Raw genomic sequence first — 24760 nt, forward strand, 5'->3', positions numbered from 1 at the left:
TGAGCTAAAATCATGAAATCTTACCGCCGCTATATTTTTAGTTTTCTGGCAGTTGTATTCTTCTTAATGGGGTTAGTTGGAGCCTTTAATTTTTTGGTCGATCCCTATGGTGTGATGGGCAATTTAAGTATTGTTGGTTTCAATAAGGTAAAATCAGAAAATCACAATCACGTCAGATTATTTAAAGCTCTTGCTATAACTAAACTCACCCCCAAATCTGTTTTTTTAGGCTCTTCTAGAGCTGAAGTTGGTTTAGATCCAAATCATCCGGCTTTGGAGAATTACCAACCAGTCTATAATCTGGGAATTACTGGGGGAAATATCTATGAAGCTAAGCGCTATTTGCAACACGCGATCGCTAATCAACCAGATTTAAAGTTGGTTGTTTTAGGTCTGGATTTTTTTATGTTTAATCAATTGGGGAAGCTGACTCCTAGTTTCCGGGAAAATCGCCTAGAGAAAACTAGCATTAGTTTCCAAGATGCGTGGGAAGTTCTTTTTTCTTTAGATGCTTTGATATCTAGTAAGCTGACAATAATTCGCAATAGAAATGAGCCTAATGCGACAGGTCATTTTTACCCCAATGGGATGCGGGATACTCCTTATTTTATTCGTGAAACTTATCACAATCACCCCCAAGAAATAATTTTTGTGGAAGTATTAAAGGCTTTTCGGACTCGACCAGAATTTTATCAGACTTACAAACTTTCAGAATCAAATATGAATGATTTAAAAAGTATGATAGATATTTGTCGGCAACGGGGTATTAAATTAGAATTGTTCATTTCACCTTGTCATGCTACTGAATGGGAAGTTATTCGGGATGCGGGTTTTTGGCCAGTTTTTGAAGAGTGGAAGCGCCGAATAGTGGCAATGGCTCCCGTCTGGGATTTTTCTGGTTACAATAGTATTACAACTGAAGCTATTAGTAATAATATGAAAAATTATATAGAAAGTTCCCATTACCGCAAAGAAGTGGGAGATTTGGTAATAAATAGGATTTTCCAATACCGAGAAGAAACTCAGCCTAGAGATTTTGGGGTGTTGCTGACAGCAGACAATGTTGAAGCTCAGCTCGCTAAAATTCGGAGCGATCGCGAACTTTGGGCGAAAAATAACCCGGATACGGTGCAACTTGTGAAAAACTTAGAGCCTAACCCGAATTGCGAGTTTTGCAACGGTGTAGAGAACTTTTTAAAGTAAGCAGGGTTGGATATATAGCAGTCGCCAAGGCAGCTAGGACATTCTCAATTCCACCAAAGTCGCTGATTCTATTACCATCTTCCCCATCTTCCCTTCTTCCCCATCTTCCCTTCTTACCCTAGCCCCTAGCCCCTAGCCCCTAGCCCCTTCTTCCCCATCTTACCCTAGCCCCTAGCCCCTAGCCCCTAGCCCCTCTTAAACCGCCAAGGCGGTTGATATTAAGTGCGCCCTACTGGAATCGAACCAGTCTGAAAGCGAATTATGAGCTCGCTGCCTCCCCAATCGGCCAAAGGCGCTTTACCTTAGATGATATCAGATAATAACACAATTTGCCAGTCCGTGCTAAAACTAGATAACTGAAATATAAATCGCCAATCGGCCGCAGGTTGATTTGGCATCGCTGCGAGCTACAGGTATCTGTAGTAAATAGCAGTTTTCAGGGCGATTTGGCATAACTTTACAGGCAATGGCATTGAATTCAACCGTAGTTCTGACCTTAATTCTACTCACCCTCATGTTTGGAGCCGGTTTGACGAGTGCTTCATGGGGTTTTACCGTAGGTCGCCAAGCTTTGAAAGGAATTACTCAACCAGATGTCCGCCCCGGTAACAACGCGGGTGGCACCAAGGGTAGTTCAAATCCCCGCGAGGAAGTATCTATACTGAACGAGAAGGATATTCTCAAAGCTGTCAAAGCACGGATGGAAGGCCGTGATGTGGAGAAGGGGGCTGCTAAGGGCAATGCGGATGCAAACAAGGCGACGGCTAAATCTGCCCAGGCGAAAAAACCCGTTAAACAGGAGAATGCCAAGACGAAGTTTCCGATTAATAGTCGCGACGGGGGGGTAACGCTGGAGGTGAGTTCCATTCGCGAACGCGGCAGTTCTCTGCTGCTGGATGTAAGCATGAAGAACGAAGGCTCGCAATCTGTCCGCTTTCTCTATAGTTTCTTGAATGTCACCGACGACCAAAATCGAGCCCTGAGTGCTAGTGCTGAAGATTTACCAGGGGAATTGCCACCTAATGGGCAGGTGTTTTACGGGACGGTGAGTATTCCCACAGCTTTGCTGGACAATGCAAAACAACTTTCGCTGACGCTGACGGATTATCCTAATCAAAAACTCCAGCTACAGATATCGGGGATTTCAATCCCGAAATAAAGTTGTTCTCAATGAGCGGTCATAGTATTTTCAAACTTGATTAAGAAGATCGAAGATGGTTGCCCCTGTTGTGGTTGTCGAAGGCGGTGCTAGGAATGCCTAGCTTACCTGCCCTTACTTGGACAGATGCGCTGTTACGGCTGCTGGCAGTTTTACTGCTGATTGCTATTAATGCTTTTTTTGTCACGGCGGAGTTTTCAATTGTCTCGGTACGGCGATCGCATATCAATCATTTAGCTGCGGTGGGCGATTTAGAAGCTCAGACTGTGCAGCATTTGCAGCGCAGAATCGAACGTCTGCTCTCGACTACACAGTTAGGAATTACCCTGTCTAGTTTGGCTCTCGGCTGGATTGGCGAGGGGACGATGGCGATTCTGGTGCGAAGGTTTTTGGCTTACTTGCCGCTACCAGCGAATATTAGCGAGGCGATCGCTCATTCTCTGGGTATATCAATATTAACTTTTTTCCTCCTGGCTTATTTGCAAATTGTCCTGGGAGAGCTCCTACCAAAATCGATAGCTTTGTTGCATTCAGAACAGTTAGCGAAGGTTTTAGGGCCTCCCAGTTTAGCGATCGCTCGTTTTTTTAACCCGTTTATTTGGATTCTCAACCAATCTACCCGCTGGTTACTGCGCGTGCTGGGCATGGAATACGGCGTTCCGCATCGACCAGTTACTTCGCAAGAATTGCAGCTCATAATTGCTACCTCCACTGAGTCAACTGGTTTGCAGGCCCAGGAGCGAGAACTACTCAATAATGTTTTTGAATTTGGAGCGGTTTCAGTCGAAGAAGTGATGACTACTCGTACTAGCATTGCGGCAATTCCTAGAACTGCTACCTTTCAAATGCTGCTAGATGAAATAGCTATTTCTGGACATTCCCGCTATCCTGCTTTTGGGGAATCTTTAGACGAGATTGTTGGCCTTGTTGACTTCAAGCAACTAGCTAAACCCCTAGCTCAAGGTTTGCTTTCCCCCCAGACGTTAATTGACCCTTGGATTCGTCCAATTAGGTTTGTGCCGGAGGTGATGCTTTTGAGTGAATTGTTACCTTTAATGCAGCGATCGCCCGAAGAAATGGCGATCGTAGTTAATGAATATGGCGGAACATCTGGGTTAGTTACTCTTAAGGATTTGATTGCAGAAATTATCGGCGAAAGTCGCGAATCAGCAGACATGGAAGAAGTAGATCTGCAAATGTTAGATGACCGGACTTTTTTAGTGCAGGCACAGTTAGAATTAGAATCTGTTAATGAAATATTGAATTTCAATTTGCCCCTCGCTGATGAATACGAAACTCTGGGAGGTTTTCTGATCCATGAGTTACAAATTATTCCCGCTCTTGGGGAAATATTTGTCTATGGAAATCTGGAATTTACTGTAATTTCTGCTTCTGGAGCACGCTTAGACCAAATTCGGATTCGGATATTGGATAGTTGATTCTATTCCCTTCTTCCCCTAGCCCCTAGCCCCTAGCCCCTAGCCCCTAACCGCCTTGGCGGTTGCTATAGCGGGGAGTACAATCGCAAATTCTGCTCCCGTTCCCGGCGAAGAGATCGCTTCAATTTTGCCATGATGTTTTTCAATGATTTGGTAGCAAATTGCTAGTCCTATACCAGTGCCTTTTCCCGGTTCCTTAGTTGTAAAAAATGGGTCAAATAGTTTACTTTGAATTGCGGGTGAAATCCCAGGGCCATTATCACAAATCCGCACCCTAATATTGCCAGATTCCAGCTTTTGTGTTTGAATCAAAATCTGAGAGCTTTTACCTTTTAGAGAATTCTTTTCCTCCCCTTCTTCTAGGGCATCAATGGCATTTACGAGAATATTCATAAATACTTGATTTAATTGTGCCGGATAACACTCTATTTGTGGTAATTGCCCATAATTTTTAATAACTTCAATTTTACCCTTAAGCCTACTATTCAGAATCAGCAGTGTATTGTCAATCCCCTCATGGATATCAACTAATTTCATTTGAGCTTCATCTAAGCGGGAGAAGTTTCGTAAAGACAAAACTATTTGCCGGATGCGATCGGAACCTATTTTCATAGATTCAAGCATTTTAAGTAAATCTTCAGTGATAAAGTCTAACTCTATTGCTTCTATTTCTTCGGCAATAATTTCTGTAGGTTGGGGGTATTCCTGCTGATAGAGACGAACTAAATTCACTAAATCTATAATATACTGGTTGGCGTGTTCCAGATTGCCGTAAATAAAGTTAATAGGGTTGTTAATTTCATGGGCTACACCTCCCACCATCTGGCCCAAACTTGACATCTTTTCAGTTTGAATTAACTGAGTTTGGGTGTGTTTAAGTTTGTGAAGTGCTTCTGTAAGTTCTTCTGTTCTTTCCTGTACCCGCTCTTCCAAAGTTTGGCGAGCCAACTCTAATTCATCGGTATATTCTGCTACCCATTTAACTAATTGATTAATAGATTTTGCCAGTGTTCCAACTTCATCTTCAGTTGTTACTGGTGCTTGTAAATTAAAATTTGCTTGCTGAGTAATATTTTTAGCAATACTGGTTACAGCTTGGAGAGGAATCGCAATCGCACGACTTGTGCAGATAGCGAGAAAAATAGCAGTTGCGACTGACACTGACATACTCACTACGATGATTTGTAGTCGCAATTGCTCGGCTATATTAAAATTAATATAAGCTTGCTGTTGCTCTGCCTTTGCTATTTGTGTAGTTAGGCTCAAACTTTCAGAAAGCCGCTCGAACTTAACATCGAGCTTAACTGCTTTATCTCCTCTGATTAAATCTAATACTTGTTGCTGTGCATCTTTAACTTCCTTTAGTTTTAGTGAGGAGGGAGCTATTTGCTGCCAAAAAGACTTGATGAGCTGAGCGTAGGAGTCAGTCGTCGTTTTGTAACCGTTTAATAGCTCCTTTAATTCAGTAGAGTTTACTGCTAAACCTCTGGAATTTTCTTTGCCAAAAGATTCTAGTTCAGCAATAATTTTGTTAACTCCCTCCACATCTCTCAAGAATTTAGCAGTTTCATATTCAAACCAAATTGAATCTCCTAATACAGAGATTAGCCGTTTAGGATGTGACTGTACTGATTGTACAGAATATTCTAAATCCTTAAGTAGATGTTGTTGCTCGTCGGCAAAATTCAAAGCGTGGAAAGCTTGTCTTTGGTAATAGTCTCCGACGCTCATTCCCGCTGTTGTTCCTAGTACAGCGACTCCAATTGCTAGGGAGTAGCCATAATTAATTTTTTTGGCAATACTTAAACGAGAAATGAAGCGGTTAATGGTAGTGAAAGGAGTTTTTGTACTGCGATTTTTGCGATCGTGATTGCTCTCACTAGCAACTGCTTTTTTATTTACTCTATTTATGGTAACGTTGTTGAGTGTAGACAGACTCTCCCCTCTTTCAAATTTCTGCATAACTGCCTAAAGGTTGAAATTCATGAACTTTTTATTGAAAAACATTTCCCTGACCAATCGCTTTATAAACTTCGCGAATCATGTTATAATCACTGTCGTTTGCTGGTACTAATTTAGCTCCTTGATACTTATCATTAGCTTTCCCAAGTAAAATTGCATCAATTAGTCGCTCTTGATTTTCTACCATGCGATCGCGGATTTTTTCAACAAGGGTATTAGGCAGATTACTACTAGCAACAATCAAGTCATTAGGTAAGGGTTGGCCTGTGGCAATAATCCGAAAATCCTTTGCAGATAAATTGTCTTTTTTGAGTAAATCATTGTATCTATTCAAACCAATTGCTAAGGCATCAACTTGGTCTTTTTTAAGAGCCTGCAAACCATTTTTTCCCAACATTGAGATTTTGAAATCGGATTGGGGATTTAAGCCAGCATCGAGTAAGATTTTAGTAGGCCCTAAATGACCACCTGTTGAACCTACTTCCCACATAGCTATTGTTTTACCTTTCAATTGATCGGCTGATTTAATCTTGCTATTAGTAGGAACAAGAATAATTGAGTGATAATCAGGGCGGGTAATGGCGATGATGGGAACGGCATTTGTTCTGGCTCGGATGATAGTATATTCTGATGGCCCCGTTAGAGCTAATTTGAGTTCCCCAGACTGGAGAGAGACTGCTGCGGCTATATAGTTATCAACTGGGAAAAATTCAATCTTTTTTTCCAAAATTTCTCCAAGAACCTTCCGAAAAAACTCATAATTTTGCTGCAAATCTTCAATACCCTGAATATCTGTTACGGCAAACTTGAGGGTTTCTGGTTCATTTATAGTTAAATTGGAAAAACTGCTGTTTGCTTGATTTACTGTTGTAGAGCAGCTTGCTACAAATAATAGGGACAACTCAAGAAAGTGCCGCCGCTTCATAATTTTTAGGGATTTTAGTGGCAGTTTAAAATTGCTAACATAATACTATCATAAGCTATTTAGTCTCAGCTTTCATTAAGAGCGATTTATCTACTGGTTAAATTTCTATTAAGTAAATCCCCCTAATTAAACATTCTTCCTTCTCTCCTAGATAACTAAATTTTTCTTCCTTCTTCCTTCTTCCTTCTTCCTTAACCACTAACTAATAGTTTAGCAGTAGCATTGACAACAATTTGAGCAGCACCCGTAAAGAAAGGGCGATCGATAGTTGCTAGAGTATCCGTAGGTTGGTGATAGTGAGGCGATCGCAAATTTGCAGTATCCGTCACCAACACCGCACCCACTCCCTGATACCAAAAAGGCGCGTGATCGCTCCGTAAAACATCCGGTGTCAGCACGCCTTTGAGGGGAACTGGAAGCGTTACAACTGTGGGTAAATCCGCTTTCCCGGACTCCGTGAAAGTACTCAGTAATGGCAAATGTTCGGCATCTCCTACCACAGCGATAAATTCTCCCTTGTCTGGAGATTTCACTCCTGCGGCCTGCAAAAATTGATTAGAAGCTAGCCCTTCTGGATAGCTCTGACATCCTGAAATTTGGCAAGCATAACCCACCATATCCAGAACTATTACTCCTTGTAAATCCTTTAACTGCGACTTGTTACCAGTGAAAGCCAAACTGCCTAAAAGTCCCAATTCTTCGCGATCGAATAATACCACTTGTAACGTCCGAGGCGTTGATTTTGAGCTTAAAAGTCGTGCCACTTCTAGAACTACGGCCACCCCAGTAGCATTGTCATCAACTCCCGGCGATCGCGGTACAGTGTCGTAATGGGCACCAACTAGAATAGCACCCGCTGAAGGGTCAGTACCTTTACGTTCCGCAAAGACATTGACACCGCCATTAAAGGGCTGCAATACTGGTGAAAATCCCATCTCTCGCAATTGTTGAGATAAGTAATTTCGAGTGCGATCGCGATCGCCATCCCCATAACGTTCTCCCGCCAAGGCTTCAAGGTGTCCCCACAGTCGCTCAGAATCAACCTGTGGCAATTCTAGCTCCTGTGGGTAAGACAACTCTGGCGGTGTGGAGTTTGGCGAAATATTCACAGTGCGATCGACTTTCACCTCTGGTACAAACGAGGGATACCAAGAGTGAGAACCCCAACCAGCTACCCCAACAGCAACCAGAATCAACATCAACACCAAAATTAAATTCTTCATTGAAAACTCAAAAACTTATAACAATCGAGCGGACATGAGAGTACCGCCCCTACAAACTCATATAGCAACCTTCTCGGCACTTATGACATTGTGAATTCCCGAAACCCTTAATTCTAAACCCTTCTTCTCTCTTCCCTAGCCCCTAGCCCCTAGCCCCTAGCCCCTCTTCCCTAGCTATAACTCCCCATTTTCAATTTCCAATTCCTGATTCCAGTCAATTTCCTTATTCCCCAGCTCAAATTTATTGCCTTGAAAGAAAACATGAGGAATTGTCGTTGCCGAAAACTGAACAATAGTTACAGGTTTTTGTAACCACTGGCAATAACTCGGATTCACCTCCTGGTAAATTGCCTTAAAAGACTGAATTTCCACCTCTAGCTGTGCTGCTAGCTGATTAATTTTTTGAGCTTGAGATTGCAAAAGCTTTCCTCCCGCTTGCACCTGTCGCTCAAGTTCCAACCATTCCTGCTGAGAGCGTAACCGATCCAACTCAGCCTGCTTGTGTGTTAGTAAAGTTTCTTTGTGCTTGAGTTGAATTTCTAGAGCTTGGATACTTTTGTCAATCTCCTTAAGTTGTTGTACCCAATTAGCCGCAGCCGCAGCATTATGCTTGTGAAATTGGGCAAGAGCTTCCGGTGAGTTATTTTTAGGGAAGGCAACAGCGACTCGGAATGAAGAGCGCTGTTGGCGAATTTCATCGAGTTTCCCTTCCAGGGAAAGGACTTCCGCTTGCAAGGGGGCGATTTCGGCTTCAAGTTCTGCGATCGTCTGGCTCATAATTTTTAAGAACGGGACAACCAATTTTAAATTGTTAACTGTTGACTGTTAACTGTTAACTGTTAACTGTTAACTGGCAATTCTCCCCTTCTCCCCAGTCCTCAGTCCCCAGTTCCCAGTCCCAAATTCAATAGATATCTCAAAACAGTGTTAAGAACAACCGACTTAAGGCTAAACACAGCAGAAGATAAGCGTATCTGAAGTTAGAGGTCTTGTCCATGCAGCCAATTCGCACATTTAACGTTTCTCCTTCGTTACCCTCAAGTCTCGAACCTCTACGCAAGCTTGCCTACAACTTGCACTGGGATTGGAATGTAGAGACTAAAGACTTATTCCGCAGGCTCGATCGCGACTTGTGGGACTCTAGCAACCAAAACCCGGTATTGATGCTAGGAACCATTTCTCAGCAGCGACTCCAGGAAGTATCAGAAGATCGAGGCTTCCTGGCTCAAATGAACCGTGCAGCCTTGCAATTAGACGATTACCTCAAAAACCGAGATTGGTATCGCAAACAGCGCAGTACGAAGCAGCAGGAATGCTACGCTTACTTTTCGATGGAATTTGGCTTAGTCAAAGCTCTGCCCATCTATTCTGGCGGTTTAGGGGTGCTGGCTGGCGATCACCTCAAATCTGCTAGCGATTTAGGTTTGCCGCTTGTAGGAGTGGGTTTGCTGTACCAGGAAGGTTATTTTTCCCAGTACCTTAACGCTGATGGCTGGCAGCAAGAGCGCTACCCGATCAATGATTTCTATAATATGCCCCTGCACTTGGAGCGCAATCCCGATGGCTCGGAGTTGCGAATTGCAGTAGACTATCCTGGCCGTCAAGTCTACGCCCGGATTTGGCGGGTGCAAGTGGGTGTTATACCTTTGTACTTGCTAGATACGAATATTGAACCCAACAACCGCTACGACCAAGATATCACCGATCAACTTTACGGTGGCGATAAGGATCTGCGGATGCACCAGGAAATTATGCTGGGTATTGGTGGTGTGAAAATGCTGAAGGCTTTGGGGCTGAAAGTGACGACATACCACATGAATGAAGGTCACGCAGCGTTTATGACTCTGGAACGCATCCGCGTTTTGATGCAGGAAGAACACTTGAGTTTTGAGGCTGCGGAACAAGTGGTTGTTTCTAGTAGCGTATTCACAACTCATACGCCTGTTCCTGCTGGTTTTGATTTGTTCGATCCAGAGATGGTGATGCACTATGTCGGCGATTATGCCGAGATTTTTGGTTTATCTCCTGATGAATTTATGGCTTTAGGCCGGGAAAATACTGGTGATTTGGTCGCGCCTTTGAATATGGCAATTCTGGCAATTAAAATGTCCAGTTTTGTCAATGGTGTGGCGGCTTTGCACGGTAAGGTTTCGCGCCCGATGTTTCAGGATTTATGGCCGGGATTGCCTGTGGATGAAGTGCCGATTACGTCGATTACGAATGGGGTACACGCCCGTAGTTGTGTGGCTAAGCCTACTCAGGAGTTGTACGATCGCTATCTCGGCCCCAATTGGGAGATGAGTCACAAAGACGATCGCTTGTGGGATCGTTTGTCTGCGATTCCTGATGAGGAGTTGTGGCGCAATCACGAACGCTGTCGTCTGGAGTTGGTAGTGTTTGCGCGGGAGTTGTTGGTCAAGAGTTTGCGCGATCGCGGTTCTTCCCAAAAGGAACTCGATCTGGCCCAAGAAGCTCTCGATCCTAGTGTTTTAACAATTGGTTTTGCGCGTCGTTTTGCTACTTATAAACGCGCTACTTTGTTCCTGCGCGATGTCGATCGCATTAAGCGAATTATGCGGGAAAAGGGCCAACGGGTGCAATTTGTAATCGCTGGTAAGGCTCACCCGATGGATATTCCGGGTAAGGAATTGATCCGCGATATTGTTCACTTCATCCGCGAGCAAGATGTGCGCGATTCGATCGTATTTCTCCCGAATTACGACATTAATGTTTCTCGGTTTATGGTGGCGGGTTGCGATGTCTGGCTAAATACGCCGCGTCGTCCCCGTGAGGCTTCTGGTACTTCGGGGATGAAAGCCTCGATGAATGGTTTGCCGAATTTAAGTATCTTAGATGGCTGGTGGGATGAAGCGGATTATGTTCGCACTGGTTGGGCGATCGGTCATGGGGAGTTTTATGAGGATACTGAGTATCAAGATGAGGTTGAGGCGAATGCTTTGTATGACTTGATGGAGAAGGAAGTTGTACCTCTATTTTACGATCGCGATGCTGAGGGTGTTCCTCGCGGTTGGGTGGCGAAAATGAAGGATGCAATTCGCTTGAATTGTCCTGTATTTAATACTGCCCGGATGGTACAAGATTACGCGCAGCGGGCCTATTTTCCGGCTAGCGATCGCTTCTACGGAATGACTTCTGAAAGTTATGCTCCCGCTAAGGAGTTAGCTGAGTGGAAGAAACAGTTACTAGAGAAGTGGTATGACATCAAAATTGAGGCGGTTGATGTCTCTGAAGATGTCGAAGTTAAGGTGAATCAGTCGATCGCTGTGAAAGCTCGAATTAATTTAGCTGGGTTGACTCCTGCGGATGTGCAAGTGGAACTCTATCAAGGTGCTCTGGATACTAATGGGCAAATTATTGGAGGGATGCCGGTGGTGATGGAGTATGTGGGAGAAGATGCTCACAATTCGACGCTTTATTTGGCTGATATTACTTATACTTCCAGTGGGTTACAGGGTTTATCGATGCGGGTTTTGCCTAAGCACGATTATCTTAGTAGCCCTTATGAAGTGGGTGTGATTCTTTGGGCCTCTTAATGTTGGTTATATCCAGTTTGGTTGATTAATCATTGTTAGGAGTGAGGGGCGGGTTTACAATATCTAGGAGTGTTTGATTACGGATATTTGTGAACCTGCTCCTACATTAATTATGGTCAATTTACGGGATTTGATACAGCGGTTTAGACAGAGATTATGAAAGCTTTTCCTCGCCTCATAGCTCCCTTCAAACAATTTGGTGAATCAAATACTCTTATAACCTCAGTACATCATTAAAAGTAATCTTTGCCTAAAGCCTGGTTATCGAGATCGCTAATAAAATCTCGTAGCTGCTTAGTTTCCCATGCGTATGCACGTTGATACTTAGGAATGTTGAAAATTCTGCGGCTCTCAAACAGATCGCTAATAGCCTTCTGTCCGTTTTCCATTCTGTTTTCTCTCTATGTCAAAGAAGCCCTGTATGAAGGATTACTGTCCGTTTAATCTTAACACGAATCTAATTTACTAGAATATTTTTATTGATTAGAGTCAACATTAGGACAATAGGGACAATTGTACACTCTAGATGTATAGAATGAACAATACGAGCGATCGCCTGAAGACACCACCCTTTCATGCGATCGCATCTTCCCCTGATTCTAACAATCCTCAAACTAACGGTAAAGGTTCCAAACTGCGCCACAAGTACCACGAAGCAATACTACAATAAGGCTTCCACTTTTGCCCTAAACGTTCTGTAGTCTTGCGATCGGGAAGTGCATCAAGACCATAGAGTTTCCGAATCCCTGAACGTATACCCAAATCATCCACAGGTAAAACATCCCACCGATTGAGACGGAAAATTAAAAACATCTGAACACTCCAGCGACCGATACCTTTGACTCGCGTTAGATTCTTGATAATCGATTCATCATCCATGATTTCCAACTCCTCAATGGTCGGCAATCCCTCGATCGCATGACGCGCTAAATCTTTGAGATAAGATATTTTGGGCCGCGAAATACCCACCTGGCGGAGCACTTCATCCGGCGTATCGAGGACATCTTGCGCCAAAGGGAACTGAGTGTTAGCGTAAAGTTGGAGAAATCGAGCGTGGATGACTTTAGCTACCTTAGTAGAAAGTTGTTGATGCAGAATTGACTGGGATAGACAAAAAAACAAGTCTCCCTCCAACTCGCGCTGATTTAATTGACACCCACCAACTTGGTCAATGAGTTGTCCCAAAATGGGATCGGAATCCTTGAGATAGTCAATAGCGATCGAGTAATTCATCTACGCAAAAACCCAATATTGTTTGCGATTTGTATTCCAAATAGTACGTAATATAGAAATATTAGCGTATTCCGATCGCACCTCAGCCTCAGCCCAGAAACCGGGTTTCTGCTATAATTTAGGCATCCTATCGAAGATTTGGATAACAAACCCGGTTTCTCAGACCCACGCGATCGCTCCCTTAACCCAGAAACCGGGTTTCTGCGATAATTTAGGCATCCTAACGAAGATTTGGATAACAAACCCAGTTTCTAACTCCCATGCGATCGCACCCTCAGCCTAGAAACCGGGTTTCTGCGATAATTTTTGCATCCTACCGAAGATTTGGGTAAGAAACCCGGTTTCTAACTCCCATGCGATCGCACATTTCTGACTTCCTCACCTACACTCTGATATGCCACGTCGCCAAATTATCTTCCAAGCGGGTAATTACTACCATGTTTATAACCGAGGTAATAACTGTCAGCTTATCTTTTTTGAGCGAGAAAACTATATTTATTTTTTACGGCAATTAAGAAATCATCTGATTACTTATGGTAAAGAACGGATATTCATGGTTATCTTTGAGAGGTATTCAAATTAGAGCTTTCGTTCTGAATGCAGCTCTTCGATGAGCTTATTGCTTCAGGGGGCGAAAAGCGCCCCCTGAAGCATTACAGGCTCATATTTTCAGGATTCAATCCCTATATAAAAATCTGGGATTATTGACAAGTAACTAGCGCATTTGGCTACTAGGCCCAATCACGCCAACTTTGTGTCGAAACGTTAGTTCCCCGCCAAACCAACCACTAATTCCTAACAAAGTGGCGACAATGATAGAAATTGTAATGCCTATGGGAAATATGGGCGCGATTGGATCGCCGAAGCGCATTACCCAGTTAATCAGGGACAATACTAGAGCTGTAATATTACCAGCCATGTGCAACCAGCCAGCACTGCGATCGCGGACTCTTTTAATTCTTGAGAAGTCCAAAAAGCCCGTAATTCCTGCTAAAATACCGCTCACAAAACCTGCACCAATCAGCCAAACAGAGGCTCTAGCCCAAAAGGGATCGCTTGTTAGCCAATAGCCAATATCACTACCTGCTGCTCCTACTAAAAAGGCAACTGGGAAGATCACAATTACGGGGTGGATCGGATGGCCTGCGATGTTAATCGAGCTGGTTATACCACTGTCGCGGTACTCGGAATCGAGACTTTCCAAAATCGGCGGAATATTGGGGAAAGGTGCTGTCTCTCTTTGATTTGTTTCCATGATTCCTCCGTTAAATAAGTGTTGAAAAAGTTAAGACATCCCGATCGGGAATTTAAATTTACCGCCACACGCGCTCGCCATTTTCATCAGTACGAGCTTGTCTAATTACATCGGATATTTCGTCAGCATCCTTAACGTGATGCAGTGCTTTCTTTTCGCCGTCTGGTTCTTCAACAATGAAGTAAGTAGGAACTGTAATATTGTCTCCCGTAATGTCGGGAACGTCATCGACGGCCAGTTGCTTAGCTTTTTCTTCGATGGATTGGGGTTCATCGGAGATGCGATCGCCTGGATTAGTGGCGCGATTAACGTCATTAATTGCGTTAGTCTTGTCGATAGTCATAAATTCCTCTTGCGCCTTGCTAAATTTTTGTCGTTTTACTTTTTTGCTTTCGCCTTACCCACAGGATTTGAGGTACTTTTGGCGGCTGATACAGCAAGCGTCAGCTTTTGGTGTAGCATTACCTATATTGAAAGTAAAAACGCCCTAAGAAAGCATCTCTCAAGGGGGGTAACTTCCAACTGCCGACCTCGAAGGCGACCTCTTCCTACGGACATATTTTTGTTTAAAATTGTAGAACTCCTTAACTCTAAAATGGGAATGAAAACTTTTGACTGGATTGTTATTGGTGCTGGGATTACAGGTGCAGCTCTTAGTTATGAATTGGTCAAAAAAGGTTTGACTGTATTATTATTAGAGCAAAATGGTGTAGTCCAAAATGCTACTCGTTTTAGTTATGGTGGTCTTGCATTTTGGTCTGGTACGACAGATTTAACTTGTCAATTGTGCCGCGAGGGAATTGAAATTCACCGCCATTTATCTCAAGAGTTGGATACCGATACTCAGTTTCGGGAACTGGATTTATTGTTAACAATTGCTGCTGGCGATCGCCCTGAGAAAGTTGCTGCTAGCTACGCGCATTTTGCGATCGCGCCTCGGCTTTTGAGTGTGGAGGCGGCTTGCGAGTTGGAACCTCTGCTAAATCCCAAGGCGATCGCTGGTGCCCTTACTGTCGCGCACGGTCATATTTCGCCGGAAGCCACAACTCAGGGTTACAGCGATCGCTTTGTGGATTTGGGTGGTTCCATAGAATTTGCTCAGGTGAGAGGATTTGTCCGGGAAGGCGATCGCATTTTGGGAGTCAAGAGTGCGACAGAGACTTATCACGCGCAGAATGTGGCTGTTTGCGCCGGGGGTTTGAGTAGGATGTTGTTAACATCCGCCGGGATTCCTCTACGGCTATATTTCACACGCGCTGAGATGTTGGAGATACCGCCTCAAGCTAGCCGAGAGGTGAAAGTGCGATCGCTAATCATGCAAGCAGTGCTCCAACGTTTCCCCATGGAAGCGGCGGCGAGTCAAGTTGAAGTCGATCCCTTGTGGGATGAACCTGGAAATGTTTTGGCACCATCAGTTTTAGATGCAGGTGCGATTCAATTCCAAGATGGTAGCATCCGTATTGGGCAATTATCTCGCGTGTTAAGCGATCCTAATGCTACTGTCGATCGCGCTGAAAGTGAGGCCGCCATTCGCGCAGGTGTGGGGAAGTTTTTACCTGCTTTGGAAAATTTACCGGCAACTTGGCACGATTGCTTAGTGGCTTTTAGTTGCGATCGTCTACCTTTAATTGGTGCAATTCCTAATATTGAGGGAATACATATATTTTCGGGATTTAGCAATCCTTTAGTATTTGTACCGCCTCTAGCTAAGCGATTTGCTAATTGTGCTGTTGGGGAAAACGATCCGTTAATTCCTAAATTATCTCCCAGTCGTTTTGTTTAGTTGAAAAGTGCAACTAGGAAGGCGACTACTCAGATGGTTTATTTTGACCTCACGTTAATTATAGGACTTACGCAAAACTATTCGTAACGCCGCCATCCTGGCGGCGTTACGTAATCGCGCGTATCAACGAATATTTAATAATAACTCCCCGATTTACGATGATGCACCGCTGTCACACCATCAGCTTTGAGCAGATGACCATTTTCAATTACCGCATAAATTACCCAATGATCTCCGCATTCCATCCGGTTTGCAACTGAGCACTCCAGATAAGCAAGAGCATCACTCAAAACCGGACAACCATTACTAGCTTCCTGAGTTTCTACTGCGGCAAAACGGTCTTCACCGGGAGCAAAGCTCTTCATGAAATGCTTCCGTAATTGTCGGCCTTCTGCTAAAATATTCAACACAAACCGATCGCCATTGTGCATCAAAGACTCAATTGCTCTATCTTTTGCTACCGCCAAAGTAACACCTGGAGGATTAAATGTTGCTTGCGATACCCACGATGCTAACATCGCGCTAGCGACTTCTCCACGCTTAGCAGAAACTACGCAAAGAGAGCCAACAATTCGACCAGCAGCTTGTTCTGTGCGGTCTGCACCGCTACCTAATGCAGGTCGGGGTGCGCGGAGTTTCTGAGATTTTATCAATGCTTGAGCAAAGTCAGTTCCCGTTTCTTCGCATTGTTGAATCGTGACATCTGTAGGCTTGAATTTAACTCGAATTGGTTCAAACCCTAACCGATATCCGGCATCTTTGAGTTTGTTTTCAACTAAATCAACAGCTTCACCACTCCAACCATAAGAACCAAATACACCCGCTAATTTGTTCTTAGCTGCTGTGGATAAAACTACCCCTAAAGCAGTTACAATTTGAGTAGGTGGATGACCGGCTAAAGTAGGCGTACCGATGATAAATCCATCACATTTTTCAATGGCTTCTTGAATTTCTCCTGGTTCTGCTGCTTCGCAATTAATTGAATCAACGGCTACACCTGCTTTAGTAATGCCTTTTGCGATCGCTTGTGCTAATATCCCTGTATTTCCGTAAGCAGACGCATAAATCAGCACTACTGTCAAGTCTTTTGTCTTTTGCTGTTGGCTCCATTCCCGATACAAATGGGTTAATTCTGTGAGGCCGTAACGCACCAATGGCCCATGACCGGGAGCGTAAAATTTAACAGGTAAATCCGCCAATTTATCCAGTGCTGCTAACACTTGTTTTGCCTGAGATGCGTGCAAAGAATCGTAATAATAGCGGCGGTCTTCGCTGTAAACGCTCCACCCTTCATCAAATACTTGATCGCCGCAAACATGAGCACCAAAAAGTTTATCTGTGAATAAAACTTGTGTTTTCGTGTCGTAGGTGCAAAGTTCGTCTGGCCATCTGGGAGTAGGAGTGGCAACGAATTTTAATTGATGTTCTCTCCCTAAATCAAGGGTTTCTTCACCTCTGACAACGTTAATATTTAACTCTTGGTCGGGAAATGCCGCACGCAACGAAATTGCCGCCGGATTTGTGCAAACAAAGACAATTTGAGGAGCTATTTCTAGCAGAGTTTTGAGAGTTACGGCTCGGTTGGCATTAAAGTGTCCGAGAATGATGTAATCTAGCTTAGCGATATCGAAACGCTGCTGCAATGCCTCTAGATAGTTTTTGGTGAAGGATTCACCGGGAGGGTCAATTAAGGCTGTTTTGTCAGATTCAATGAGAAAAGAATTTGCCGTTGTCCCTCTTTGGAGGGAATATTCAACCTCGAATTTGAGTCTGTCCCAAGTGCGCGATCGCAGTACAATTGTCTCTGCTGCAATCTGGAAAAATTGGACATCACGGGGTTTCGAGTTAGAGATAGTTTGAGGAGTTAGAGTGTTAGTCATGTATCGCACCAATTAGAAACTGTACTATGGAACTTCTTTTGATTTCCTGCCAAAATTTGGTATCCACAATGTCAAATTTGGCACCCACCTGCTGTAAATTGTTATCCAGGTAAGTGAGGAACTCTCTGGTTTCTACATCTTCGCCAATTTGGATAAAACTAATGCCAATTTCTTCATCTTTAGCAATCTTATTGGCAGTATTGATAATAGTCTCAGCAACAAGTTTGCCATCTTCCTGTTTTTCGTCTATGACTACAACAATTATCGCCCCTTTTTTAGCTTTAGGACTTGCCTTCCGCTTAAAATAATCGTTGAGAGCATCGCTAAGAGCTTCTTGCAAGCTAATTTTAATTAGGTTTGCAGGGTCTGGTGTTGTATTTTGCCGCTGCAAAATTTCAGCTAACCGCTTGACATCTGTATTTTCATATTTCCAGAGAGGGGTTGAAGCTTCGTAGACAGTTAAGCCGTCGCTGTCTAATTCTTGACATTTTTTTGCCAAGTCAATCAGGGATGCTTGAGCTGCTAGCCAGTGTTCGTACAGAGGATGATTTTGCTCTCTGCTAGCAGCACTTCTAGCAATAATTATGATGTAATCTCTGTCATTCAAAAGGTTGGTAAGCATTATTTAACAATTAAGTTGTTAGTAACTAAGTCTGTGAATTTATAGCCACTTTCTGTTTTATTAGGTACATATCTTGCTAATTGCTAATTGCTCATTAGTTATTAAAAGCAGTACCTACTAATTGAAAACTGCTATAAACAAATTTTTTGTGCTAGAGGTTTTAGGCGCTTTATTTTATAATCAAGCGCCTAAAAGCCTCTATTACCAACCTAGTAATGATTGCCTACTTTGCGGTGGTGTACGGCTGGTAAAGAATCAGGATCGCTGACTCTGCCGCTATCAACTGTCGCATAGACAATATGATGATCGCTTACTTCCATGCGGCTAGTTACTTGACATTCCAAATAAGCTAGAGCTTCCGTAAGAATGGGAGAACCATTGCTAGCGGGTTGAGTTTTAACACCGGCAAAGCGATCTGCACCGGGAGGAAAACGCTTTAAGAAGTGCTTCATTAGCGCTTGATAATTGTTTTCCGATAGCACATTTAAAACAAATTTGTCTCCCGTGTGCATCATCGATTCAATTGCACGATCTTTAGCAACTGCTATGGTTAAACCTAATGGTTTAAAGCTAGCTTGCATCACCCATGATGCTAACATTGCACCGCTGACTTCGCCTTTTTGAGCGGTGATGATATACAGTCCGCCGCTAATTCGACCCAAGGCTTTATCGAGGTCACTATCGAGAGATTTCATCTGCTTAACAGCTTTATCTCGCGTTAGCCATTGTCCCAAGTCGGTACCGGCTTCATCGCACAATTGATAGGTGGCTTCTGTCGGCGCTTCTTTGATCAAAATGTTGGGGAAAGCTTCTTTTAATCCCAACTCTTTGAACTTGTTTCGGAGGGGATAAATGGATAAGTCGTCTCCACCTCCTGACTCGCATAAACCGATAGATTGTTTATTATGAACAGCGGCTAAAATGGTGTTAATTGCTGTTTCTGCGATCGCGGCGGCGGGGCCCGTACTCGGTGGCGTACAAATGACTATACCAGCAGCTAAACCTACCAGTTCGCCAACTTCCTGCGGATCTGCGGTTTTTAGATCCATCATTTCGACAGCAACACCGGTTTTAGTGATACCGTGTGCGATCGCTTGGCTAAGGCGATCGCTATAACCGTAGTCGGAAGCGTAGAAAACTGCAACAGTTGTTTCTGCTTTAGTTTGTTCTTGACTCCACTTTTTATAGCGTCCAGTCAGTTCCACAACATTATGACGCAATAAAGGGCCGTGACCGGTAGCAACTGTGTTAATTTCTCCCAGTTCGGCCATCCGCTTCATTGCACTCAAAACCGATCGCGCATTGGGAGCCATCAAGCACTCATAATAGAAGTGATAATCTTCTTCAATCGCTGCTAAATCTTCATCATAAGTGCTGTCTGAACAGTAGTGCATCCCAAAAGCATCGCAAGTGAACATCACTTGGGTTTTAGCATCGTAGCTAAAAATTGTATCGGGCCAATGCAAGTTTGGCGCTGACACAAATTCGATAACGTGACCGTTGCCTAAATCTAGTTTGTCGCCATTTTTAACTATCTGCCGTTTAAATGGCTGATGCACCAAGTCTTCTAAGAATTGAATTGCTACTTTTGAAGCCACAATTGTTATTTCGGGGGCCAATTGCAGCACATCTTTAACTAAACCGCTATGGTCTGGTTCGGTGTGGCTGATAATTAAGTAATCAATCTCAGCGGGGTCAATTAACCCCTTAAGAATATCGAGATATTGTTGGCGGAACTTCTCATGGGAGGTATCAACCAGCGCTGTTTTCTCGCCGCGAATGATAAATGAGTTATAAGTTGTGCCGTTTTTCAGACCGAATTCTATATCAAAGCGATCGCGATCCCAATCCAGACAGCGAATGGTCGTCGTGTCAGGCGCGATCGCGCCAGTCTCTACAGTCAACCTGCGTTCTACTCGTTCAGTGAGCGCTACCATTTGTCGCCTCCTTGTGAGCAAGCCATTAATACATCATTACTTCTATTCTTGCACGTTTTAATTGTAAAGCTTTATTAAAAAACCTATTACTCAGTTAAGAATACTAAAACTAAGTCTATCTTCTGCTTGCTTTCCTCTAATTTCTAGCCTCTGTCTTGACAAGATTGACGAAATGTGGTAATCAATAACCGAATATCGGTTAATCTCGCCACCTCACCCGGCCCTCGTTGTTACATTTTCAATTAAAAAATTTACGATTAGCTGCGATCGCAGTCAAAGCTTCACATTTAAAATCGGCATCGTGAGTCACCAATTTTAGATTTTTTGCCTTGCAGAGTTCAGCTAAAATCTTGTCATTAAAATCAGCATCTCCCACAGCATAACCACTCAATATTCCGCCTAAATCCGCTGATTCAAAACCGCTGTCAATTCGTTCGCATTTCTTAAGTATTCTGCGAGCATCTTTAGCAATTTGGCTAGCAATAGGATTGATTAAACTGATTACTTTGGCGAAAACTCTTAAAATCTTGTGGTTTTATTCCCTGCGGCAAATCCATTGTAAACAAACCTAGCATAAGCATTGATGAATTCTGAAAGTACAAGCACATCGATAAATATTGGAATCTTAGCACCACGAATCTTTCTCAGTGCTAAGTGATATGTACTTCGTAATCTTGGCAAACTCTCACCCTGCGGCCCATAAATATACAGCCACACATTAGCATCGAATAATATATAATCAGATGAGCTAAATCTGTAATATTCGATCTGATAAACTTGGTTACTCATCATCATCCTCAGCACACAGAGATTCTTTTGCGGCTTCCTTGAAACGCTCAGGGTCTTCTAAGTACCGCCGTCGCCAGTATATAACATCCTCAATATATTCTGCATCTTCAGGATCGATATCTACTATACTGAGTGAATTACGGATTTGCTCTTCTGAAAAATATTCATACAATTGAGCAATTCCCTCGCTCAGGAAAGCCCTTGTAAAGTCTTCACAATCCTTGAAAGAAAGAACCACGCTTTTACCTTCCCTGAAAGCTGCTGCAATTGCCTCGAAAACTTGTTGACCAGCTTCGCAGGTGATACATAAATTATCATCGATAATTTCAGTAATGCTCAGGGTGATACTATCGGTGTTATTAGTAGTGAGAGTTGTTAAAAAGTTCATAGCATTTTGTGGTAAATTGACTTAAAAGATGATTCTAGTAGCACAAGCAAACCGCAATTTCACTCAAACCTCTAATAAATGCCAGTCAAAAAAATCAGATTTCTTAGCAGACGGCTAAAGGCAATTGTACAACAAACTCAGTACCTTCACCAACTTTGCTATAACAACGAATTGTGCCCCCATGATCTTTGACAATCGCCTGATAGCAAATAGATAACCCCAAACCCGTACCTTTTCCCACTGGTTTAGTCGTAAAAAATGGATCGAAAATTTGGTTCTGAATCTCAATGGGAATACCAACACCGCTGTCCCGAATTGAAATTGTCACCAACTCATCCTTACTTTCTGTGCGAATAGTAATTTTCCCTGGTTTTCCTGATGTTAATATGGCATCTAAAGCATTTTGAATCAAGTGGAAAAACACTTGATTGATTTGGGCTGCGTGGCATTCTACTAAGGGCAAAATTCCGTATTCTTTTTGAATTTCGATTCCCGATTTCAGTCTATTTTGCAACATAGCCAAACTGCTTTCGATACCCTCATTCAGGTTTGCAGGCTTAAATTCAGATTCATCCAGACGAGAGAAATTACGTAAAGTGGTCACGATTGAACGAATGCGATCGCTCCCTTCTTGCATGGACTTAAGCAATTTAGGAAAATCTTCCTCAATATAATCTAACTCTAAATCTTCCGCGATTTTACTAATAGTATCTGCTGCTTCTGGGCAGGCTTCTGTACAGGTATCAATCGCGACAATCAAAGTTTTTGCATATTCTTGAGCGTGGAATAAATTAGCATGGATAAAATTATTAGCGTTGTTAATTTCATGGGCAACCCCAGCCACCATTTGCCCCAAGCTTGTCATCTTTTCACTCTGGATTAATTGCTGCTGAGTAGAGCGTAATTCTTGTAAAGTAGCTTGCAAATGTTCAGCTTGAGCTTGCGATTTTATCGCCGCTTCTTGAACTTGTGCATAAAGTTCCCCTTGCTGAATTGCGATCGCCATTTGCTCACCTAACTGCCGCAGAAACTCTGTTTCTTGGGGTTGCCAATGCCGGATACTTTGACATTCTTGGGCAATCATTAAACCCCATAGGCGAGTGGGGGATGGGGAAGATGAGGGGGATGAGGGGGATGGGGAAGGTTTACCTATGTTACTTCTCCGCTTTTCCTCATTTTCTTCTTTCTCTACCTCTAGGGAACTGCTTTCATTTCTACTAATCACAATCGGCACAATCAAGTTAGATTTTACCTGTAAAGCAGTTAAGAAATCAACGTGGCACCTATCTAAACCAGCCTTTTCAATGTCATCGATTGCTCTTACTCTTCCTTCTAAATAATGCTGAGCATATTCCTGAGAAAAGCAATTGTCCGTGATGGAATCGCCAAAAATTGACGGCCAAGGAATCACAATATCCTCAACTACAATTTCCCCTTCCCATTTGTCTTTAAATTGGTAAATAACAACACGATCGGTGTTTAAAAGTTGGCGAACCTCTCGTACTGCCGTCTGAAGTATAGTTTTAATATCCAATGTGCTGCGAATTTGGTTACTCAGCAGACGCAACAAAGATTCATATTCCGCTTGGCGGCGGGTTTCAGCGTATAATTTTGCCTGATTAATCGCGATCGCCAACTGAGATGCTACCCCCTCAATCAGTTGCTTTTCCCATTCTGTCCATTCCCGTTCGCGATCGCACTGGTGCAACCCAATCACCCCATTTACCCGTCCTTGGTAGCGAGTAGCAACAGCCAGCATCGACTTTATCCCCAAAGTCTTGGTAATCTCCCTTGTCTCTTCTCCTAATCCGGGAAAATCGGCAAATTTTGCCACAGCTAAAGGTTTATCTTCAGAGATCAGAGTTTGGAGATGAGCATTATCAGCAATTGGCACTTTCATGCCAAGCTGGGCGAAACTATCTCCTCTGTTATATTCTCCCCGCGTAATCAGACTTTCTTCTGCTTCTGATTCTTTAACTAAAATGCTCGTGCGACTGCATTGTAGAGCTTCTCCCAGCAGGCGACAGGCAGAATTCAGAACTTCTTCTAAATCGAGGGTACGACGGATTTCATTATTGATCTGATTCAGCAAGCTAGACAACTGAACTTGTTGTTGCAATTGTACGATCAGCTTTTCTCGTTCCTCTGTTTCTATCAAGGAAATATCCTCCTCTGAGATACCATCCTCTGTTTCAGTCAACTTAGATGCTACTCTCGGCCAGGGACAGTGAGGTGACTCTACTTTCAAATACATAGAAGGTCAGTATTTTTGTGGTGTTTTACCCAATCTTGTCTGAGGCTGCTCAATTGCACCCCGCCTTTAGTCTTACCAGCTCGACCCAGACTTTTTAGATATTAATAAATTATAGCAGAAAGAATAAAAAACTAGTCATCCAGGAAAGAACCAAAATGCAGGTGAATCAATGGTTTAACTAATTCAAAATATCCTAACCTAAATTTAAAGATATATTATAGACTGGAAACTAGCGGCTGAAAACCAGCCGTTTATCCGTAATTTATAATTGCAAATTTATAGATTTAATATCAAAGCTATGTTAAGAAAGAAAGTCAATAATCAAGCCAATAATCAAGCCATAGTAGAGATGAACCACCCTATCAAAATCGCTTTAATGATTGGCAATTCGCGGCTGCACTGGGCAAAGTTTTCGGGTGCAGCACTTCAGGAAACCTGGGATACAGAGCATTTAACCCCTGATGCTGCAAAGCAGTTAAGTAATCAATTTAAGTTGTCCCCTGTTCCTATCTCTCTAGTTTTAGCTTCTGTAGTATCGCCGCAGGCGGAACTTTGGCAAAACTACCCTGACCTCCATATAATTACTCTAGATCGATTGCCACTTTCCGGGCTCTACCCTACTCTAGGAATTGACAGGGCTTTGGCTGTATTAGGTGCTGGTACTGAGTTAGGTTGGCCCATTCTAGTAATTGACGCTGGCACTGCAATAACATTTACTGGAGCAGATATCAATAAGTGCCTAGTTGGTGGTGCAATCTTACCGGGCTTAGCTTTGCAGTTCTCTTCTTTAGCGCAAAAAACAGCAGCGCTACCATTAATAAAGTTACCAGAAAATTTGCCCCCACGCTGGGCTATGGATACACCACAGGCAATACAGAGCGGTATTATTTACACATTAGTTGCAGGAATTAAGGACTTTATAGAAGATTGGCTGTACCACTTTCCACAAAGTAAGGTTGCATTGACTGGAGGCGATCGCACTTTTTTACTCACCTATCTTAAAACTCTCTTTCCCGATTTAGCTACCTCTATCATTGAAGCTCCCCATGCCATTTTTTGGGGAATGAGGGAAGTTATATTAAATTTTGTTAATCATAAGTAATTATCATACAAAACAATAGAATTAGAAGATATACTTACATTAGTTTTCTTTC

At 43.1% G+C, this 24760-nt stretch carries 21 protein-coding genes and 1 tRNA gene; 7 read left to right on the forward strand and 15 right to left on the reverse strand.

Annotation, left to right across the window (positions count from 1 at the left end; translation table 11 throughout):
* Nucleotides 1-12: 12 nt before the first annotated feature.
* Nucleotides 13-1203: a hypothetical protein gene (locus OSCIL6407_RS0118215; RefSeq protein WP_007355283.1), complete on the forward strand. Its 1191-nt coding sequence runs from the start codon at nucleotides 13-15 to the stop codon at nucleotides 1201-1203.
* Nucleotides 1204-1426: 223 nt separating this feature from the next.
* On the opposite strand, the gene OSCIL6407_RS0118220 is transcribed toward OSCIL6407_RS0118215, so the two are convergent.
* Nucleotides 1427-1499, reverse strand: a tRNA-Ile gene (locus OSCIL6407_RS0118220).
* 170 nt (nucleotides 1500-1669) lie between these two features.
* Here OSCIL6407_RS0118220 and OSCIL6407_RS0118225 point away from each other — a divergent pair.
* The gene (locus OSCIL6407_RS0118225; protein ID WP_007355282.1) at nucleotides 1670-2362 is read left to right on the forward strand and encodes a hypothetical protein; all 693 of its coding nucleotides are present in this window, start codon (nucleotides 1670-1672) and stop codon (nucleotides 2360-2362) included.
* A 95-nt stretch (nucleotides 2363-2457) separates the two neighbouring features.
* The gene (locus OSCIL6407_RS0118230; protein WP_007355281.1) at nucleotides 2458-3801 is read left to right on the forward strand and encodes a hemolysin family protein; all 1344 of its coding nucleotides are present in this window, start codon (nucleotides 2458-2460) and stop codon (nucleotides 3799-3801) included.
* A gap of 39 nt (nucleotides 3802-3840) precedes the next feature.
* Here the strand turns inward: OSCIL6407_RS0118230 and OSCIL6407_RS0118235 are convergent, their stop codons facing one another.
* The 4 genes from OSCIL6407_RS0118235 to OSCIL6407_RS0118250 all read right to left on the reverse strand — a co-directional run bounded on the left by OSCIL6407_RS0118235 (nucleotide 3841) and on the right by OSCIL6407_RS0118250 (nucleotide 8688).
* On the reverse strand, nucleotides 3841-5763 hold the full coding sequence (locus tag OSCIL6407_RS0118235) for a sensor histidine kinase (protein ID WP_007355280.1): 1923 nt from the start codon (nucleotides 5761-5763) through the stop codon (nucleotides 3841-3843).
* 31 nt (nucleotides 5764-5794) lie between these two features.
* Nucleotides 5795-6688, reverse strand: coding sequence for a phosphate/phosphite/phosphonate ABC transporter substrate-binding protein (locus tag OSCIL6407_RS0118240; protein ID WP_007355279.1), 894 nt, complete (start codon nucleotides 6686-6688; stop codon nucleotides 5795-5797).
* Nucleotides 6689-6879: 191 nt separating this feature from the next.
* A complete protein-coding gene (locus tag OSCIL6407_RS0118245) occupies nucleotides 6880-7911 on the reverse strand; it encodes a M28 family peptidase (RefSeq protein WP_007355711.1) in 1032 nt (343 codons plus the stop codon).
* 174 nt (nucleotides 7912-8085) lie between these two features.
* Nucleotides 8086-8688: a coiled-coil domain-containing protein gene (locus tag OSCIL6407_RS0118250; protein ID WP_007355712.1), complete on the reverse strand. Its 603-nt coding sequence runs from the start codon at nucleotides 8686-8688 to the stop codon at nucleotides 8086-8088.
* Nucleotides 8689-8906: 218 nt separating this feature from the next.
* Here OSCIL6407_RS0118250 and glgP point away from each other — a divergent pair, with 218 nt between their 5' ends.
* Nucleotides 8907-11465 (forward strand): alpha-glucan family phosphorylase, encoded by a 2559-nt coding sequence (glgP, locus tag OSCIL6407_RS0118255; protein ID WP_007355713.1) that lies wholly within the window; start codon nucleotides 8907-8909, stop codon nucleotides 11463-11465.
* A 233-nt stretch (nucleotides 11466-11698) separates the two neighbouring features.
* On the opposite strand, the gene OSCIL6407_RS32685 is transcribed toward glgP, so the two are convergent.
* Complete coding sequence (locus OSCIL6407_RS32685) at nucleotides 11699-11854, reverse strand: DUF262 domain-containing protein (protein ID WP_007355714.1); 156 nt, start codon at nucleotides 11852-11854, stop codon at nucleotides 11699-11701.
* Between the two features lie 220 nt (nucleotides 11855-12074).
* Nucleotides 12075-12698: a DNA-3-methyladenine glycosylase family protein gene (locus OSCIL6407_RS0118265; protein WP_007355715.1), complete on the reverse strand. Its 624-nt coding sequence runs from the start codon at nucleotides 12696-12698 to the stop codon at nucleotides 12075-12077.
* A gap of 22 nt (nucleotides 12699-12720) precedes the next feature.
* Between OSCIL6407_RS0118265 and OSCIL6407_RS34560 the strand changes: the two genes are divergently transcribed.
* Nucleotides 12721-12981 (forward strand): hypothetical protein, encoded by a 261-nt coding sequence (locus OSCIL6407_RS34560; RefSeq protein WP_148288894.1) that lies wholly within the window; start codon nucleotides 12721-12723, stop codon nucleotides 12979-12981.
* 432 nt (nucleotides 12982-13413) lie between these two features.
* Here OSCIL6407_RS34560 and OSCIL6407_RS0118270 read toward each other — a convergent pair whose 3' ends face one another.
* Together OSCIL6407_RS0118270 and OSCIL6407_RS0118275 are read right to left on the reverse strand one after the other, a co-directional pair.
* Nucleotides 13414-13953 carry a DUF2231 domain-containing protein gene (locus tag OSCIL6407_RS0118270; protein ID WP_007355717.1) on the reverse strand — a complete coding sequence of 180 codons (540 nt, stop codon included), beginning with the start codon at nucleotides 13951-13953 and terminating at the stop codon, nucleotides 13414-13416.
* A gap of 58 nt (nucleotides 13954-14011) precedes the next feature.
* Nucleotides 14012-14296, reverse strand: coding sequence for a hypothetical protein (locus tag OSCIL6407_RS0118275; RefSeq protein WP_007355718.1), 285 nt, complete (start codon nucleotides 14294-14296; stop codon nucleotides 14012-14014).
* A 258-nt stretch (nucleotides 14297-14554) separates the two neighbouring features.
* On the opposite strand from OSCIL6407_RS0118275, the gene OSCIL6407_RS0118280 reads away from it, so the two are divergent.
* Nucleotides 14555-15736, forward strand: coding sequence for an NAD(P)/FAD-dependent oxidoreductase (locus OSCIL6407_RS0118280; RefSeq protein ID WP_026103776.1), 1182 nt, complete (start codon nucleotides 14555-14557; stop codon nucleotides 15734-15736).
* A 134-nt stretch (nucleotides 15737-15870) separates the two neighbouring features.
* Here OSCIL6407_RS0118280 and OSCIL6407_RS0118285 read toward each other — a convergent pair whose 3' ends face one another.
* The 6 genes from OSCIL6407_RS0118285 to OSCIL6407_RS0118310 form a co-directional block, all read right to left on the reverse strand.
* Entirely contained in the window at nucleotides 15871-17616 is a 1746-nt protein-coding gene (locus OSCIL6407_RS0118285; RefSeq protein WP_007355720.1) for a diflavin flavoprotein, read from the reverse strand.
* On the reverse strand, nucleotides 17609-18238 hold the full coding sequence (locus OSCIL6407_RS0118290; protein ID WP_007355721.1) for a vWA domain-containing protein: 630 nt from the start codon (nucleotides 18236-18238) through the stop codon (nucleotides 17609-17611). The genes OSCIL6407_RS0118285 and OSCIL6407_RS0118290 overlap by 8 nt, the downstream gene beginning before the upstream one ends.
* Nucleotides 18239-18447: 209 nt before the next feature.
* A complete protein-coding gene (locus OSCIL6407_RS0118295; protein ID WP_007355722.1) occupies nucleotides 18448-20175 on the reverse strand; it encodes a diflavin flavoprotein in 1728 nt (575 codons plus the stop codon).
* Nucleotides 20176-20413: 238 nt separating this feature from the next.
* Nucleotides 20414-20566 (reverse strand): hypothetical protein, encoded by a 153-nt coding sequence (locus OSCIL6407_RS36740; RefSeq protein WP_007355723.1) that lies wholly within the window; start codon nucleotides 20564-20566, stop codon nucleotides 20414-20416.
* A gap of 390 nt (nucleotides 20567-20956) precedes the next feature.
* Nucleotides 20957-21352 carry an STAS-like domain-containing protein gene (locus OSCIL6407_RS0118305; protein ID WP_007355725.1) on the reverse strand — a complete coding sequence of 132 codons (396 nt, stop codon included), beginning with the start codon at nucleotides 21350-21352 and terminating at the stop codon, nucleotides 20957-20959.
* Nucleotides 21353-21455: 103 nt separating this feature from the next.
* Nucleotides 21456-23606: a GAF domain-containing sensor histidine kinase gene (locus tag OSCIL6407_RS0118310; RefSeq protein WP_007355726.1), complete on the reverse strand. Its 2151-nt coding sequence runs from the start codon at nucleotides 23604-23606 to the stop codon at nucleotides 21456-21458.
* 298 nt (nucleotides 23607-23904) lie between these two features.
* On the opposite strand from OSCIL6407_RS0118310, the gene OSCIL6407_RS0118315 reads away from it, so the two are divergent.
* A complete protein-coding gene (locus tag OSCIL6407_RS0118315; RefSeq protein ID WP_007355727.1) occupies nucleotides 23905-24708 on the forward strand; it encodes a pantothenate kinase in 804 nt (267 codons plus the stop codon).
* The last annotated feature ends 52 nt before the right edge of the window (nucleotides 24709-24760 follow it).

It is taken from the genome of Kamptonema formosum PCC 6407 (assembly GCF_000332155.1).
Classification (GTDB): domain Bacteria; phylum Cyanobacteriota; class Cyanobacteriia; order Cyanobacteriales; family Microcoleaceae; genus Kamptonema; species Kamptonema formosum.